14 protein-coding genes are annotated in these 16,612 nt (G+C 72.4%); 9 read left to right on the top strand and 5 right to left on the bottom strand.

The features are described from left to right. On the top strand, positions 1-2,698 hold a 2,698-nt coding region (locus LCD33_RS25985; protein WP_224978376.1), incomplete at its 5' end, for a transglycosylase domain-containing protein. A gap of 79 nt (positions 2,699-2,777) precedes the next feature. Next, a complete protein-coding gene (locus LCD33_RS25980; protein ID WP_374108127.1) occupies positions 2,778-4,436 on the top strand; it encodes a glycosyltransferase family 87 protein in 1,659 nt (552 codons plus the stop codon). Here LCD33_RS25980 and LCD33_RS25975 read toward each other — a convergent pair. Continuing rightward, a complete protein-coding gene (locus tag LCD33_RS25975; protein ID WP_224962167.1) occupies positions 4,412-5,806 on the bottom strand; it encodes a glycosyltransferase family 87 protein in 1,395 nt (464 codons plus the stop codon). The genes LCD33_RS25980 and LCD33_RS25975 overlap by 25 nt on opposite strands. 78 nt (positions 5,807-5,884) lie before the next feature. Further along, positions 5,885-6,655, bottom strand: coding sequence for a deoxyribonuclease IV (locus LCD33_RS25970; protein ID WP_224962169.1), 771 nt, complete (start codon positions 6,653-6,655; stop codon positions 5,885-5,887). Between the two features lie 233 nt (positions 6,656-6,888). Here LCD33_RS25970 and LCD33_RS25965 point away from each other — a divergent pair, with 233 nt between their 5' ends. The 6 genes from LCD33_RS25965 to dnaB all read left to right on the top strand — a co-directional run bounded on the left by LCD33_RS25965 (position 6,889) and on the right by dnaB (position 12,702). Then, positions 6,889-7,878, top strand: a complete 990-nt coding sequence (locus LCD33_RS25965) for a hypothetical protein (protein ID WP_224968452.1) — start codon at positions 6,889-6,891, stop codon at positions 7,876-7,878. 121 nt (positions 7,879-7,999) lie between these two features. Beyond that, positions 8,000-8,365 carry a 30S ribosomal protein S6 gene (gene rpsF, locus LCD33_RS25960; protein ID WP_224968450.1) on the top strand — a complete coding sequence of 122 codons (366 nt, stop codon included), beginning with the start codon at positions 8,000-8,002 and terminating at the stop codon, positions 8,363-8,365. A gap of 99 nt (positions 8,366-8,464) precedes the next feature. Then, on the top strand, positions 8,465-8,953 hold the full coding sequence (locus tag LCD33_RS25955) for a single-stranded DNA-binding protein (protein ID WP_224962176.1): 489 nt from the start codon (positions 8,465-8,467) through the stop codon (positions 8,951-8,953). A gap of 47 nt (positions 8,954-9,000) precedes the next feature. Next, the gene (gene rpsR, locus LCD33_RS25950) at positions 9,001-9,240 is read left to right on the top strand and encodes a 30S ribosomal protein S18 (RefSeq protein ID WP_184484100.1); all 240 of its coding nucleotides are present in this window, start codon (positions 9,001-9,003) and stop codon (positions 9,238-9,240) included. Positions 9,241-9,328: 88 nt separating this feature from the next. Next, positions 9,329-9,781 carry a 50S ribosomal protein L9 gene (gene rplI, locus LCD33_RS25945; RefSeq protein ID WP_224962178.1) on the top strand — a complete coding sequence of 151 codons (453 nt, stop codon included), beginning with the start codon at positions 9,329-9,331 and terminating at the stop codon, positions 9,779-9,781. A 560-nt stretch (positions 9,782-10,341) separates the two neighbouring features. Continuing rightward, positions 10,342-12,702 carry a replicative DNA helicase gene (dnaB, locus tag LCD33_RS25940; RefSeq protein ID WP_224962180.1) on the top strand — a complete coding sequence of 787 codons (2,361 nt, stop codon included), beginning with the start codon at positions 10,342-10,344 and terminating at the stop codon, positions 12,700-12,702. Between the two features lie 25 nt (positions 12,703-12,727). Here dnaB and LCD33_RS25935 read toward each other — a convergent pair whose 3' ends face one another. The 3 genes from LCD33_RS25935 to LCD33_RS25925 form a co-directional block, all read right to left on the bottom strand. After that, on the bottom strand, positions 12,728-13,486 hold the full coding sequence (locus tag LCD33_RS25935; RefSeq protein WP_224968448.1) for a 2-phosphosulfolactate phosphatase: 759 nt from the start codon (positions 13,484-13,486) through the stop codon (positions 12,728-12,730). A gap of 55 nt (positions 13,487-13,541) precedes the next feature. Further along, entirely contained in the window at positions 13,542-14,048 is a 507-nt protein-coding gene (locus tag LCD33_RS25930; RefSeq protein ID WP_224978375.1) for a DinB family protein, read from the bottom strand. Positions 14,049-14,113: 65 nt separating this feature from the next. Continuing rightward, the gene (locus tag LCD33_RS25925; RefSeq protein ID WP_224962184.1) at positions 14,114-14,599 is read right to left on the bottom strand and encodes a GNAT family N-acetyltransferase; all 486 of its coding nucleotides are present in this window, start codon (positions 14,597-14,599) and stop codon (positions 14,114-14,116) included. A gap of 202 nt (positions 14,600-14,801) precedes the next feature. Between LCD33_RS25925 and LCD33_RS25920 the strand changes: the two genes are divergently transcribed. After that, positions 14,802-16,612, top strand: a 1,811-nt coding sequence (locus tag LCD33_RS25920; RefSeq protein WP_224978374.1) for a hypothetical protein, incomplete at its 3' end; no start/stop codon positions are given.

Here is a 16,612-nt window from a genome sequence, read left to right as displayed (position 1 = left end):
GGTGCCCCCGCCGCCGCCCGGTGGCCAGAGCACCCGGCAGGTCCCCCAGCCCGGTGGCAGGCCCGCGCCCGGCGCGGTGCCGCCCGCTGAGCGGCCGACCGAGAACATCCCGCAGACCCCCGGGGACGGCAAGGACCAGGGTCGCGGTCGCGGTGGTGCCGTGGCCGGTGGCGTCGTCGGCGGCGTGGCCGGGGCGGCCGCGCTCGGCGGTGCGGATGCTGCGGCGGGCGGCGGAGCGGCGGGTGCGGGAGCCGCAGGAGCGGCGGGTGCGGGAGCCGCAGGAGCGGCGGGTGCCGGTGGCGCGAGCGGTGACTCGCCGCGCGAACCGCAGCTGCTCACCCACGAGGCCACGCAGAGCTCGTACGACTACTACTCGACGAACGACGCGTACTCCGACGACGGTCGCTACGACGACGACTACGACGACGGGTACGACGACCGGTACGGGGATCGCGGACATGGCGACGACGGGTTCGGCCCCGACGACGAGCTGCTCGACCCGGACGACGAGGTGAGCGCCCGCAAGGCCAAGCGGAAGAAGATCTGGCGGCGCATCCGCCGCACCTGCTACGTGGCGGCCGCGGCGATGCTGCTGCTGGGCATCGGGACGTTCGCGTGGGGCTACACCATGTGGGAGGTCCCGAACCCCGAGCAGATCGCCAGCCGCACCGAGCAGACGATCGTCGTCAACTACGCCGACGGCCAGGAGATGACCCGCATCGTCCCCGAAGCGGGTTCGAAGACGATGATCCGGGACCTGCGGGGCGAGGTCTCGAAGCCGATGCTCGACGCCACGGTCGCCGCGGAGGACGCGTCCTTCTACACCAACCCGGGCTTCTCCATCCGGGGCATCCTGGTCGCGGTGTACAACCAGATCGGCGGTGGCGCCGGTGGTGGTTCCACGCTGACCCAGCAGTACGTGAAGCTGGCGCTGGACCAGGACGAGTACTCGATCACCCGGAAGGTCAAGGAAGTCGTCGTCGCCTACAAGGTGACCAACCAGCAGTCGAAGGACGACATCCTCAAGGCCTACCTGAACACCGCGTACTACGGCCGCGGCGCCTACGGCATCCACACCGCGGCGGAGGCCTACTTCGGCAAGCTGCCGAAGGACCTGGACCCGAGCGAGGCCGCGGTCCTGGCCGGCATGGTGCAGCGCCCCACCGCCAACGACCCCCGGGTCGACCCGGAGCAGGGGCAGTGGCGCTGGGAGTACGTGGCCGGCCAGATGCTGAAGAACGGCTTCATCAGCCAGGACGTCCGCGCGAGCATGGCGCTGCCCGAGACCCGGGAGCGCGAGGCGTGGAAGAGCAAGCCGGAGGGCAACTCCTCCCAGCTGCACATCCGCAAGCAGGTGCTGGCCGAGCTGGAACGCGAGGGCTACAGCGAGCAGGCGCTGACCCTCGGCGGCTACACGATCACCACGACGATCGACCCGAACGCGCAGCGGATGGCCGAGGACGCGGTCCGGAAGGTGACGCAGGGCCAGCCGCAGAACCTGCGCACCTCGCTGGTCGCGGTCGATCCGAAGACCGGTGGGGTCCGGGCCTACTACGGCGGCGGTGACCAGGTGTATTTCGACTACGCCGCCTCGCCGCAGCCACCGGGTTCGTCGTTCAAGCCGTTCGTGGTGATGGCCGGTCTGGAGAAGGACTACGGCATCGGCGAGTACTACGACGGCAGCGACCACCAGGAGATCCTGGGCACCACGTTCGGCAACGCGCCGGGCTCGGTGTGCGACGACCCGAAGCACTGCGGTGTCCGCGAGGCCATGAACAAGTCGGTGAACACCGTGTTCGTGAACATGGCCGCGAAGTTCGGGACTCCGTCGGTGCGGGAGGCCGCGATCCAAGCAGGCGTTCCGAGCGAGTACAACGGCGAGCCGACCCTCCAGAACGAGGACGGCGGCGTCGACGCCGGTATCGCGCTGGGCGCCTACCCGGTGCGGGCGATCGACATGGCGGCCTCGTACGCGACCTTCGCGAACGAGGGCAAGCAGGTCCACCCGCAGTTCGTGTCGAAGATCCAGAACGCGGTGAAGACCGAGGAGTTCGCGCCGGAGCCGTCCAAGCCGGCGTTCTCGGACAGCGCGTCGGAGAGCAAGAACCTCGCGGCGAACCTCATCCAGTCGATGATCGGCGTGGCCGAGCACTCGAAGCTGCCGCTGGACAAGGGCCGGCCGGTGGCCGCGAAGACCGGTACCCACCAGTACTTCGACACCGAGAAGAACCAGAACGCGTGGATGATCGGTGCCACGCCGCAGCTGTCCACCGCGGTCGGCATGCTCGCCGACGAGGACGGCAAGCCGATGCCGGTCGAGCAGGCCAACGGGAAGATCATCTACGGCAGCGGCCTGCCCGGTGACATCTGGCAGGAATTCATGAACGAGTACCACAAGAACCTGCCGGTGGAGCAGTTCCCGAAGGCCAGCCCGATCGGCCAGTTCGAGCAGAAGCTCCCGCCGCAGCCGACGACGACGAGCGAGGAACCGCCGCCGCCGCCGACCTCGGAGCCGCCGCCCACCACGTCGGAGGAGACGACCACCAGCGAGAGCGAGACCTCGGAGAGCGAGTCCGAGGGCTCCGACCCGTCCGACAACTGCGGCTTGTTCGGCTGCCCGCCGGGGCAGGGCGACGACGACGATGACGGTCCCGGCGGCAACGCCGTCGGACCGACCCGCGGACGCGACGGCGAATGACCCCGGCCCGCACCGGGCGGCGCGCGACGCCGCCCGGTGCGGGCGTGGGAGACCCGTCCGCACGCCGTAGCATCCGGGCGTGTCCACGAAGCCCGAGCACGCCGGCACCGAGCCCGAGGAGCCCGACAAGGTGAGCGCGGCAGTGGACGGCGACTCGCTTGACGCGGCGGACCGGGTCGTGCCGACCTGGACCGAACCCGTCGCCGCGGCGGCCTCCCGGCCGTTCGGCGGCCCGCTGGGGCGGCACGCGCAGGTGGGCAGGCAGTGGTTCTGGACGCCGCTGCGCGTCCTGCTGCTGCTGGCGATGATCACGCTCGCCGCGGCCTGGCTGTTCAAGGCGCCCTGCCTGCAGACCTACGACACCTCGGCGGGCACTCAGCTGGACTGGCGGGCGAACCGGCAGTACACGGCGATGTGCTACTCCGACATCATCCCCCGCTTCGGCATGGGCGACCTCGCCCCCGACGGGGTGTTCCCGTACAAGACGCCGTGGACGGCCGCGCCCGGGACTCCGCCGGAAGAGCAGCACTACATGGAGTACCCGGTGGTCACCGGGGTCTTCCAGTGGATCAACGCGAAGATCACCGACGGCTGGTCGACGCTGTCCGCGCTGGGCTGGCTGCCCCCGGCGATGATCACCGTCCTGTACTTCAACGTCACCGCGTTCTGGCTGACCGCGGCCTGGCTCGTCGTGGTGTGGGCGGCGATGCGGCTCGCCGCGCGCCGCACCTGGGACGCCGCGCTCGTCGCGCTGAGCCCGCTGGTGTTCGTGCACGCCTTCACCAACTTCGACGCGCTGAGCGCCGCGCTGGCCACCACCGGGCTGCTCGCCTGGGCGAAGCGACGACCGTGGCTGGCCGGGGTGCTGATCGGGCTGGGCGGCGCGGCGAAGCTGTACCCGCTGCTGCTGCTCGGCCCGCTGCTGGTGCTGTGCCTGCGCGCGGGCCGATCGCGCGACGGCGGGCGCGCGCTCGCCGGAGCCGCGGCGGCCTGGCTGGTGGTGAACCTGCCGATCCTGCTGCTGTACCCGGTGGGCTGGGGCGAGTTCTACCGGCTCAACACTTCGCGCGCGGCCGACCCGGATTCGCTGTACAACGCGCTCGCCCACTTCACCGGCTGGGCCGGGTTCGACGGGCCGCTCGCCGCCGGGCAGGCACCGGTGGTGCTCAACGCGGTGGCGCTGGGGCTGTTCGCGCTGGCCTGCGCCGGGATCGGCTGGCTGGCGCTGGCCGCGCCGGTGCGGCCCCGGCTGGTGCAGCTGTGCTTCCTGGTGGTCGCCGCGTTCCTGCTGACCAACAAGGTGTGGAGTCCGCAGTACTCGCTGTGGCTGGTTCCGCTGGCGGTGCTGGCCGTGCCGCGCTGGCGGTGGCTGCTGACCTGGATGGTCGCGGACGCCGCGATGTGGGCGCCGCGGATGTACTACTACCTGGGCACCGACAACAAGGGGTTGCCGGAGGGCTGGTTCCTGGGCGCCGTGCTGATCCGCGACGTGCTGGTGATCGCGCTGTGCGCGCTGGTCGTGCACGAGGTGCTGCACCCGGAAGCGGACCGGGTGCGCCGCGCGCTCGGCCCGGCGGGTTCGCACGGGCCCGCGGCGGTGGACGACCCGGCGGGCGGATCCCTCGACGGCGCCCCGGACCGGGTGGTGGTGCCGTGGCCGAGAGGTGCGGCGCGGCGGATCAGCGGTTGGGCCCGGACCGTCGGGCCGGGCGTTCAGCGCGGGGAACGGGTGAGCTGAACCGTCCGCTCCACATCGGACCCGGGCGGCTCCTGCTCGTCCTCGTCCACGGTGGACGTCGACCCGAGGAACGCCGGGAACAGGCCGACCAGCAGCGCCGCGCGGCCCCACACGCCGATCATCAGCGCCTGCGCGGTGAACCCGTCCCCGATGCCGCCGCCCTCGCCCATCCAGCGGAAGATGCTGATGCCCATCGCCAGGTCGGCCAGCAGGTACGCCACCACCCAGCCCCAGCGCACCCGCAGCAGCACGAAGAACGGCAGCAACCACAAGGTGTACTGCGGCGAGTGCACCTTGTGCAGCAGCAGGAACCCGCACAGCGCCGCCGCCGACACCTGGATCCACGGGTAGGTGCCGGTGCGCCGCCGCAGCCACTCCCCCGCCAGGCACGCGGCCGCGAACGACAGCAGCACCGCCACCGGCGAGACCACGCCCATCACCTGCTGGAACCCGTCGGCGTCGGCGACCCCGCGGAAACCCCAGTACCAGACGGAGTTCGTGCTCAGGTCCACCTTCCGCTGGGACTGGAACTCGAACGACGCCCACCAGCCCTCGAACCCGGCCAGTGCGAACGGCAGGTTCGCCAGCACCACCGTGCCCGCCGCCGCACCCAGCACCGCCAGCGCGCCCCGCACGTCGAACCGCCGCCCCGCGGGCAGCTCGGCGCCGCCGCGACCACCGGTGAGCACGTGCAGCGCCAGCGGCAGCACGAACAACCCGGGGTAGATCTTGAACGCGAACCCCGCGCCGAGCAGCACCGCGCCCTGCACCGCCCGGGTGCGCAGCGGCGCGCCACCGCGGTGCACCACGAACACCGCGGCCACCGCGCACGCCACCACCGGCAGGTCCCAGTTGTGGAAGGCGTACAGCACCAGCGGTGGGGCCAACGCCCACAGCAGCGCCCGGTACCCGCTCAACCGGCCCAGCCACCACGCCACCGCCACCCCGAACGGTGCCATGAGCAGCGCCGATGCGGCGAGGAACCCGGCGTCGGTGTGCACGGACAACGCGCCCAGCCAGATCAGCAGCCCGGACAGCACCGGATACTCGACGACGCCGCCGTGCAGCGATCCGTCCTCATCGATGCCGCCGTGCACGTACGGGAAGACGTGCCGGTCGATGTCCCGGCCCACCCACAGGTTCTGCACGTCCGAGTAGCAGACCTCGGAGTACGCCCGCTCCTGGTAGGCCGGTTCGGACCGGCCCCACTGGTCGAACTCGGGGCCGGTGCAGCGCGCCTTGTTCGCGTAACCCGCCGCCAGCGCCAGCGCGGTGAGCAGGCACAGCAGCGCGAGCGCTCCGGCGGTGAGGCGCCGGCCCGCGCGGCCCGGAACCGCGCCGGCCGGGGTTCCCGCGAGCTGCTCGCGCATCGGTGTCCTCCCTGCCGGGCGGGCACCCGTCCCGCACCTTCGACGGCTGTCGGCGCCGACCCTAGCCGCAGGCTCGGATCAACCCCGCACCTTGTCCCGCAGGAAGCCGATGTCCGCGGCCTGCCCGTCGCCGGGGGTCTCCACCACGACCGGTGCGTCCGCCGTCTCGCACACCGCGACCAGCACGTCCGGGTCGATCTCGCCCGCGCCGATGTTGGCGTGCCGGTCCCGGGAGGAGCCGAACGCGTCGCGGGAGTCGTTGAGGTGCACCAGGTCGATCCGCCCGGTGATGCCCTTGACCCGCTCCGCGATGCCCGGCAGCTCTTCACCCGCCGCGTGCGCGTGGCAGGTGTCCAGGCAGAACCCGGCGCCGAACTCGCCGACCGCGTCCCACAACCGGGCCAGCACGTCGAAGCGGCGCGCCATCGCGTTCGCCCCGCCCGCGGTGTTCTCGATCAGCACCGGTACCGCGAACCCGCCTTCGTCGGCCTGACGCTCGAACAGCTTGCGCCAGTTCGCGATGCCCTCGGCCGGGTCGTCGTCCTTGGTGACGTGCCCGCCGTGCACGACGAGGCCGCGGGCGCCGACCTCGGCGGCGGCCTTCGCCTGCTGCGCCACGGCCTTGCGGGACGGGATGCGGATGCGGTTGTTCAGCGAGGCCACGTTGATCACGTACGGGGAGTGGATGAACACCGCGAGCTCGCCGTCGCGCAGCTCCGCGGTCTGCGGGTGCGGTTTCGGGGCCTTCCAGCCCTGCGGGTCGGACAGGAAGAACTGCACGACGTCCGCGCCCCGCTCCTGGGCCGCGGTGATCGGATCGTCGTCCCGGACATGAGCACCGATGAGCATGTCCGCAGGGTAGCCACCCGCCGGTGGGCCCGTGCCGCGCGCCGGGGCCCGGCCGCCCGGTCCACCGCTGCTCCGAAGCGGTGACGCGAACGGGTGCTCAATCGTTCAGGTTTCCCAGAATGCGGGTTTGCCGAAGTTTTCGTGTGCGGGCCGTCACCACTTGCCGGTCCGACACGTTATTTTCCTGAGAAGCGGTGAACGGGTATCACGGGGTCGTGCAGCGGGGAGGAACCATGAGTGACGAAGCCATGCGTCCGGACGAAGGCTCGCGGCCGCAGGTGAACCCGTTGCTGCGCCGCGCGGGACGCACCGGGCTCGGCCGGGTGCTGGCCGCGGGCACCGTCGGCGCCTTCGTCACCGCGAGCAGCCTCCTCGGCGCGGGCACCGCGAGCGCCGCGGGCTCCCTCGTCATCGACAAGTGCGCGGGCACCACCGAGTCGAGCGAGTACGGCCAGGCCATCCTCGCCTCCCCGAACGCGCTGGACGCCAAGGTGCGGCAGGGGACGCTGCTGGTCTTCCCGTTCGGCTTCGACATCGCCGACCAGGCCGTGCAGGAGTTCAAGAACACCGGGGCGATCTCGCTGGGCACGGTCACCGAGGAGAAGCAGAAGTTCTCCGGCAAGGCACTCGCCCAGGAGTTCACCCCGCGCATCGACGGCCTGGCCGCGCTGCAGGGCCGCGGCGCCGAGGTCAGCAAGCACGTCCGCAACCTTGCCGCCCTCGGCTGCTTCGGCGCGAGCGTCACCGGGCACGAGAAGCCGGCCCCGCCGCCGCCCGCGCCCGAACCGGAACCCAGCGAGCAGCCCGCGCCGCCGTCCCACACGGCGCCCGCTCCGCCGAGCACCGGCGTGCGGCCGGCGCCCGGCACCACCGCCCCCGGCGTGCCCGGCTACTCGACCGGTGCGCCGGTCCTCGTCGCGCCACCCGGCTACGCCTCGGGCGCGCCCGGCCTCCCCGGGCAGCTGCCGCCGTGGGCGCAGGCCCAGTTCGGCGCCGCCCCCGGCTTCTCGCCGAACATCGGCGACCTGCGGGAGCAGGCCGCCGCCCAGGAGCGGGTGCGGGCCGAGCAGGCCGCCCGCGAGGAGGTCCGGGCCGCGGGCAAGGCCGAAGCGCTGCCGATGAGCCAGGGCGACCGGGTGGCGCTGCCGGTGCTCATCGCGGCGATCTCGCTGGCCGGGGTCACCGCGGCGCTGGTCCGCACCTGGGTGCTGCGCCGCGCCTGACCTCGGCGGTACCCGGCTCACCGGCCTGTCGGACCTGGTTGCTAGCCTTGCCGGGTTCGTGAAGGACCCTCCTGCCACGGAAAGTCCGTGGCCGTGAGTCCACAGGAGGTGAGTGGTCTTCATGCGTCATTACGAGCTCATGGTCATCCTCGACCCGAGCCTGGACGAGCGCACCGTGCCTCAGTCCCTGGAAAACTTCCTCAAGGTCATCCGCAACGACGGTGGCAGCGTCGAGAAGCTCGATGTGTGGGGCCGTCGCCGGCTCGCCTTCGAGATCGAGAAGCAGGGCGAGGGCATCTACGTCGTCGTGGACATCAACAGCGAGCCCGCCTCGATCAAGGAGCTGGACCGCCAGCTGAACTTGAACGAGACGATCCTGCGCACCAAGGTGCAGCGGCGCGTCGCCGAACCGCGCAAGGAGGCCCGCGTGGCCCGCGCGGCCGCGAAGGCGACCAAGCACGCCAACCGCTCCGAGGCCTCGGCCTGAGCAACCGCGACCGGACTCGTCCGGTCCGTTGGCGGCGATCCGCACTTCAGGTGACCCGCATGTCAAGAGACCCCGCATGTCAAGGACGGAGTCCAGGCGATGGCCGGTGAAACGGTAATCACGGTGGTCGGCAACCTCACCGCCGACCCGGAGCTGCGCTTCACACCTTCCGGTGCCGCCGTGGCGAACTTCACGATCGCCTCGACGCCCCGCACCTTCGACCGCCAGTCCGGCGAGTGGAAGGACGGCGAGGCGCTGTTCCTGCGCTGCAACATCTGGCGCCAGGCCGCGGAGAACGTGGCCGAGACGCTGACCCGCGGCATGCGGGTCATCGCGCAGGGCAGGTTGCGCCAGCGTTCCTTCGAGACGAAGGAAGGCGAGAAGCGCACCGTCGTCGAGCTCGAGGTCGACGAGATCGGGCCCTCCCTGAAGTACGCGACCGCCAAGGTGAACAAGGTCAGCCGCGGTGGCGGCGGCGGTGGTTTCGGTGGTGGCGGCGGCCAGTCCGCGCCTGCCGACGACCCGTGGGGTTCCGCTCCCCCCGCCGGTTCTTCCGGCGGCGGGTTCAGCGACGAACCGCCGTTCTGACGCCCGCGCGCTCACTCGACTCGTAATAGCTTTCCAGGAGGAAGACCATGGCCAAGGCGCCTGTGCGCAAGCCTAAGAAGAAGGTCTGCGTGTTCTGCAAGGACCGCGCTGCGCAGAGCATCGACTACAAGGACACGACGCTGCTGCGCAAGTACATCTCGGACCGCGGCAAGATCCGCGCCCGTCGGGTGACCGGCAACTGCAGCCAGCACCAGCGCGACGTCGCCATCGCGGTGAAGAACGCCCGCGAGATGGCGCTGCTGCCCTACACCTCGACCGCCCGCTGATTCGAGACCGCTCGTCCGGTCCGCGCTGCTCCGGCGCGCGGTCCCGGATGTCCGCGGTCTCGTGAGAGACGCTAGAAGGAGACACGTCGTGAAGATCATTCTGACTGCTGACGTGGCCGGCCTGGGCGAGTCGGGTGACATCGTCGAGGTCAAGGACGGCTACGCGCGCAACCTGCTGCTGCCGCGCGGCCTGGCCATCGTCGCCACCAAGGGCGCGCAGAAGCAGATCGAGACGATCCGCCGCACCCAGGAGGCCCGCCGGGTCCGCAACCTGGAGCACGCCCAGGAGCTGAAGGCCCAGCTGCAGGACCTCGGTCCGGTCACGCTGACCGCCAAGGTCTCGGGTCAGGGCAAGCTGTTCGGTTCGATCACCGCCGCCGATGTCGTGGCCGCGGTGCGCAAGGCCGGTGGCCCGAACCTGGACAAGCGCTCGGTGGACCTGCGCGGCCACATCAAGGCCCTGGGCAAGCACGGGGTCGACGTCCGGCTGCACCCCGACGTCAAGGCGTCGGTGAACGTCCAGGTGTCGGCCGCGAGCTGACCCCGGTACGCGTTCGTTCGGCGGGAGTCCGGGCTTCCCGGGCTTCCGCCGATGCGTCCGGTCATGTGCTGCGGCGCTCGGCCGCTGCCGGGTTCCGCCGTTCGGCGGCGGACGGCGATGATCACTCGTTCGTCCGCTTGACGGTCACGGAACTCGTTCGTGCGCCGTCGAATCCGACACGCCGAACGAGCAGTTCCCCGCGACACGCCGCGGGTTTTTCAACAGATTTCTCCACAAGCAGTCCACAAGGGCTGACCTGTGGTTTTCGGATGATCTTGGTTGGTTGTCCCCAGGTTGTCCCCATCGGTTCCGCCGAGTTGTACACAGGTATCCGCGACTTGTCCCCAGCTGTCCACAGGTTGTCCCGATAGTTGTCCACAGCTCGGTTTGCCTGGTCCATGCGAGCGATCTAGCTTCCCCCACGCGCCCGCGCGTGACGGATCGTGATCGGCCGGTGCGCGCCGGCCGGCTCCCGCACCGGGGACGCCGTCGTGGATCGCGCGACCAGTAAGGCCGCCCGCAGCGGTGGCGGGTGACGGTGTCGGAGGTGACGGGTACCCGTGGCGTTGGCAGACGAACGAGGCGCACAGCCCGCGTCGAACGGGGACTCCGGCTTCGAACGCCAGCCCCCGCAGGACTTGGCCGCGGAGCAGTCCGTGCTCGGCGGCATGATGCTGAGCAAGGACGCCATCGCCGACGTCGTCGAGGTGCTGACCCCGAACGACTTCTACCGGCCCGCGCACCAGGCCATCTACAACTGCGTCCTCGACCTGTACGGCCGCGGCGAACCCGCCGATGCGATCACCGTCTCCGCCGAGCTCGAACGCCGCCAGGAGCTGCAGCGCATCGGCGGCGCCCCCTACATGCACACGCTGATCGCCAGCGTGCCGACCGCCGCCAACGCCGGCTACTACGCCGAGATCGTCGCGGAGAAGGCCGTGCTGCGGCGGCTGGTCGAAGCGGGCACCCGCATCGTGCAGCTCGGCTACCACGGCGCCGAGGGCTCCGCGATCGAAGAGGTCGTGGACCGCGCGCAGGCCGCCATCTACGACGTCACCGAGCGCCGCACCAGCGAGGACTACGCGGCGCTGGAAGACCTGCTGCAGCCGACGATGGACGAGATCGACGCCATCGCCTCCCGCGGCGGCCAGTCCCAGGGCATCCCCACCGGCTTCGTCGACCTCGACGAGGTCACCAACGGGCTGCACGGCGGGCAGATGATCATCGTCGCGGCGCGGCCCGGTGTCGGCAAGGCGCTCGCGCTGGACACACCGCTGCCCACCCCCGGTGGCTGGACCACGATGGGCGAGGTCGCCGTCGGCGACGAGCTGATCGGCCTGTCCGGGCGGCCCATCCGGGTGCTGCGCGCGACCGAGGTGCTCACCGACCGCCCGTGCTTCGAGGTCGAGTTCTCCGACGGCGGCGTCCTCGTCGCCGACGCCCAGCACCAGTGGCGGCTCTCCGACGGGCAAGTCCGCACCACCGCCGAGCTCGCCGCCACCGGCACCGACCACGAACTCCCCGCGCACGCCGGATTGCGCCTGCCGCAGCGGGAGCTGCCGGTGGCGCCGTACGCGCTCGGGGTGTGGCTCGCCGCGGGCGATGAGTCCGGTGCGGTGCGCGGTGAACCGGAACTGCTGGAGCTGGCCGGGCTCGCGCACGCCGCCGAACCCGCGGACGCCGAGGTCACGACCGTCGGCGCCGTCGTCGAGTACCCCGCAGAGGAGGGCGCCGCGGAACAGGACGCCCTGAAACCCGAGTTCGGCGTGGACATCCCCGCCGCGCTCGCCCGGTTCGGCGCCTGGGACGACCACGACCTGCCGTCCGCGTACCTGCGCGCCAGCGAGGATCAGCGCCGCGCGCTGCTGGCCGGACTGCTCGACGCCGCCGGTTCCGTCGACGCCGACGGCAGGCTGCGGCTGGAGATCAGCGAGCCGCTCTCGGTGCGGGTGCGGGAGCTGCTGCTCGGCCTCGGCTACACCTGCGGCACCCGGATCGCGGACTCCGCGCACGGCGGCTTCGACCGGGTGGCGATCGTGTTCGACAGCGGCCCCGACGAGGTGTTCCGGCTGCCCGCGAAGAACGCCGAGCACAAGGAGGCCCGGCAGGACCGGGCCGAGCCGCCGCGCCGCGTCGTCGCCGTCCGGGAGGTGCCGAGCGTGCCGGTGCGCTGCGTCGAGGTCGACGCCCCCGACCACCTGTACCTCGCCGGGCGCGGCATGGTTCCCACGCACAACTCCACGCTCGGGCTGGACTTCGCCCGCACCGCGTCGATCAAGCACGGCCTGGCCAGCGTCATCTTCTCCCTGGAGATGGGCAAGACCGAGATCGTGATGCGCATGCTCTCCGCGGAGGCGCGCATCCGGCTCGGCGACATGCGCGGTGGCCGCATGACCGACGACGACTGGACGCGGCTCGCGCGGCGGATGAGCGAGATCAGCGAGGCGCCGCTGTACGTGGACGACTCGCCGAACCTGACCATGATGGAGATCCGCGCGAAGGCGCGGCGGCTCAAGCAGCGCGCCGACATCCAGCTGGTCGTCGTGGACTACCTGCAGCTGATGACCTCCGGCAAGCGCGTCGAATCCCGGCAGCAGGAGGTCTCGGAGTTCTCCCGTAACCTCAAGCTGCTCGCCAAGGAGCTGGAAGTCCCCGTCGTCGCGATCTCCCAGCTGAACCGAGGTCCCGAACAGCGCACCGACAAGCGCCCGCAGCTCTCGGACCTGCGTGAATCCGGTTCCCTGGAACAGGACGCGGACATGGTGATCCTGATCAACCGGCCGGACGCGTTCGAACGCGACGACCCCCGGATGGGCGAGGCCGACCTCATCCTGGCCAAGCACCGCGCCGGTCCGCAGGCCACGATCACCGTCGCCCACCAGCTGCACTACAGCCGCTTCGTCGACATGGCCCCCGAATAGGGCCTGGTGCCCAGCGGGCGCGAGATCAGGCCGCGGTGAAGCTCTCGCCCCGGAGGACGGGCACCGCGGTGCTCAGGTCCACTTCCGCGGCGATCTCGACGTCGTCGCCGAAACGCCCCTCGATGAGTTCCCGCCCGCTCGCGCTCGCGCGCAGCCGCGCGGAGAGCTCGCCGGCGACCGCGCGGTAGGCGGCGGCCGCGGTGAACGCCTCGGGGGAGAACGGGCCGAACCCCCGGGCCTCGAGCGCGGTGAGGTAGGCGCCGGCGCCCCACAGGTCCTCGACGGCGGGGCGCAACGAGCCGTCCGGACGGCGCTCGCCCGCGGCGATGACCGCGACCGACGCACCGGGGGCCGACGCGAGCCGACGCAGCGTCCAGTCCGCGGCGGCGGTGGCGTTGCGCAGGCTGACGCCGATCAGCGGAGTGCCGTCGGCGGCGACGTCGTGCGCGATCGTCGAGCCGTTCGGCGACGGCAGGACGAGCCTCGTGACTCGGTCGGCCGTGCGGATGGTGCTCGCGGAGAGGCTGATCTGCCCCGGTCGCGCCTCCGACCGGCCGACGGCGAGCACGGCGTCGCGCTCCTGCGCGAACCGCGCCGCACGCCGGTCCCGCCAGCGGAACGGGAAGACCTCGATCCCCGCGTCGACCGCGACGGTCAGCGCGGTGGTGAAGGACAGCACGTCGACGACGGCGACCAGGTCGGACGCCCCGGCCAAGGTCTCGGCGCCGGCCGGCCCCCAGTCGAACCGGGCCGACCAGGGCTCCTGCACGTGCGGATTCGCCATGCAGCGGACGATAACGAGGGCGCCTCGCCTGCGAGCGGCGTTCCGGCACAGCCGGTCAGGCGCCGGTGGTGCCGTCGATGGCTTCGCGGAGGAGGTCGGCGTGGCCGTTGTGGCGGGCGTACTCGTGGATCAGGTGCAGCAGCACCAGGCGCAGCGAGACGTCGGTGCCGGAGCGCGGGTCGCGGGCCACGACGTCGAGGGACTCGGCTTCGCGCTCGATGCGGCGGGAGTGCTCGACCTCGGCGCGCCACGCGGCGAACGCCTCCGCCCCGGTGCAGCCGCTCGGGTCGTAGGCGGCCTGGAAGTCCCCGTCCGCGGACCACACCAGCGGGACGTCCTCGCCCGCGATGGTGCGGCGGAACCAGGCCCGCTCGACCTCGGCCAGGTGCCGCAGCAGGCCGAGCAGGCTCAGCTCGGACGGCGGGGACGCGCGCCTGCGCAGGTCCTCGTCGCCGAGGCCGTCGCACTTCATCGCCAGCGTCGCCCGGTGGAAGTCCAGGTAGGCGCGCAGCATCGGTCGTTCGGCGCCGGTCGTCGGCGGGGCGGGACGTTCGACGGGCACGAGCACTCCTGGATCAGAACGAGGGATCAGAACGGGGTATCAGAACGAGGGATCAGAACCGGGGATCAGAACGGGCAGTACATGACGTGCAGGCCGATCCGGCCCAGCTCGGGGTGCTCGAACGCGCCGGGCACGGTGCCGATCACCGCGAAGCCGAGCCGCTCGTAGAGCGCGACGGCCGACCGGTTCGACTCGACGACCGCGTTGAACTGCATCCCCGCGTAGCCGGCGCCGCGCGCCCAGGACAGGGCGTCCGCGCACAGCCCGCCGCCGACGCCTCCGCCGCGCGCCTCCGCGGCGACCATGAAGCTCGCGGTGGACACGTGCGCGCCGGGGCCCGCCCGGTTCGGCCCCATCTTGGCGGTGCCCAGCACCCGCCCGTCGACCTCGGCGACGGTGGTGCGGCCCGGCGGCCGTTCCAGCCAGAGCTCGCGGGCCTGCTCGGCGGACAGGTCCCGCTCGTAGCAGAACGTCTCGCCCGCGCGCGCCACCTCGCGGAGGATCGGCCACACCTCGGGCCAGTCGGCCTCGACGAACTCCCGGATCCGCATGCGGCGAACGCTAGTGCGACTCGGGTGGGTGAACAATCGGTTTTCCGCCGCGCACCCGATCGCCGTGACCTCGGACGACCGCGTCGCGGGCGAGCACCGGGCGCGCCGGGCCGACACGCCGGGGCACGCGCTGCCGGAGTGATCAACGCCCGCTCCCTACCCTCGATCACATCCGGTACCGGCCGCGGCGAAGGGCGAAGCGATGCGCACCGTTTTCCTGCACGGTGAGGTGGACGGCTTCGCCGCCTCCGCCGCCGCGCTGTCCGAGCGGTTCGGCGCGCGCCCCGACGCGCCCGACCTGCTCGGCGTGCTGCTGCGGGACAAGTGCGCGCGGGACGGGCTGCTCGCCCGCTGGACCGCGCCCGACCTGGTGCGGGTGCTCACCGAGGTGGCGCCCCGGCACCTGGTGCTGCCCCGCTGGGCGGCGGTGCCCGCACTGCTGCACGACTGGATCGACTTCCTCGCCGGGGAGCGGCTGCTGATGTCCGGCAGCGACCCGGTGCCCGCGCTGCACGCGGCGATCGACGAGGCCGTGCCCGCCTTCCTGGCGGCGATGGCCGAACCCGCCGAGTGGGGACCGGAGAAGTTCTGGTCGCTGGCCGCGCGGGAGCACGGCGTCGACCTCGGTGCGGAGGGCGAGTTCGCCCGGTTCGTCGCCGCGGTGGACGACGGCGAGATCGAGCTGGACCGGGCCGTGTTGCGCGCCGTCGAGGAACGGGCCGACCGGGAACCGCTGCCCGTCCCGGTGCACTGGCTGCCACCGATGCGCATCCCGGATGGTGCGACGCCGGATGTCGAAGCGGCGGGCACCCCGATCATCGCGCGGATGGCCGCGTTGCTGCACTGGACCGGCACCGGCCGCGAACTCGGCGACGGGACGGAGCTGGCCGCGGAGCTGGACTGCGAGCCGGACCTGGCGCCGGCCACCGCGGCGTGGGCGGATCGCGCGCACCTGGTGCGGATCATCGACGACCGGGTGGTGCGCAGCGCGATCAGCACCCCGCTGCTGGCCGAACCGGGCGTGCTGTGGACGCGGCTGTGGCAATCGTTCGTGCTGCTCGACGAGGTGGCCGGGGACGACGCCGAGCTGTTGGACGGGCTGCTCGACGGCGAGGACGCGTTCCCGGAGCTGGTGCAGGGCGTGCTCAGCGCGCTCTACACCAACACCGGCGCGGTGCCGGTCGAGCAAGTGGTGGGCCTGGTGCTGCACGCGATCACCGACCGGGCCGATGCCCGGCCCGCGGTGGCGCGGGTGGTGGACCGGGTGCTGCGGCTCTGGGAGGCGCTGGGCGTGCTGCGCCGCTACCGCACCGACCTGCCGGAACTGCTGGAGCGCATCGAGGCGTTCGCGCCCGGATCGGCGGACCGCGCGGTGGTGGAACTGCTGCCGCTGGGGGTGTGGGCCGCGCACGGCTCGCTGCGCGGGTACGGCTTCGTCGCCCCGACGGTGGAGGAGGCGATCGCGCTGCCCGCCGAGGTGGTGGTGCTCGCGCTGCCGGGCGGCCCGGCGGACGTGGTGGACGAGGTCGTCGCGGGCTGGGTCGGGGTGCGCGGCCGGGCGGCGGCCGCCGTGGAACTCGCCGACCTGCTGCGCCGGGTCGACGACCCGGAGGTGCGCCTCGGCGCGCTGTGGCTGCTGGAGCACACCGGCGACGAAGGCGTGGCCGCGGTGCGCGGGCTGCGCGAGGACCCGGTGTGCGGGCCCGCCGCCCGGATGTGGCTGCGGGTGCGGCCGACCGAGCGGGACGTCGAGCTGCGCGACGGCGACGAACTGGTCGTCGCGCTGGACGCGATGGTCGTCACCGCGCGGGAGGACTCGGCCGCGTTCCTCGCCGACTTCCGGACCCGCCCCACCCCGGACCAGCTCGCGGTGCTCGACGAGATCGCCCGGGCCGGGGACGCGCGGGCCGACGTGGGGGGGGGGGGGGGGGGGGGCCGCGCCCCGCCCCCCCCCCCCCGCCCCGCCCCCCCCCGCCGGGGGGGGGCGCCGGGGGCAGGCCCCCGATCCGGCCC

Source organism: Saccharopolyspora sp. 7B (assembly GCF_020177435.1).
Lineage (GTDB): Bacteria > Actinomycetota > Actinomycetes > Mycobacteriales > Pseudonocardiaceae > Saccharopolyspora_C > Saccharopolyspora_C gregorii.
This window is presented reverse-complemented; position numbering and strand designations above follow the sequence as displayed.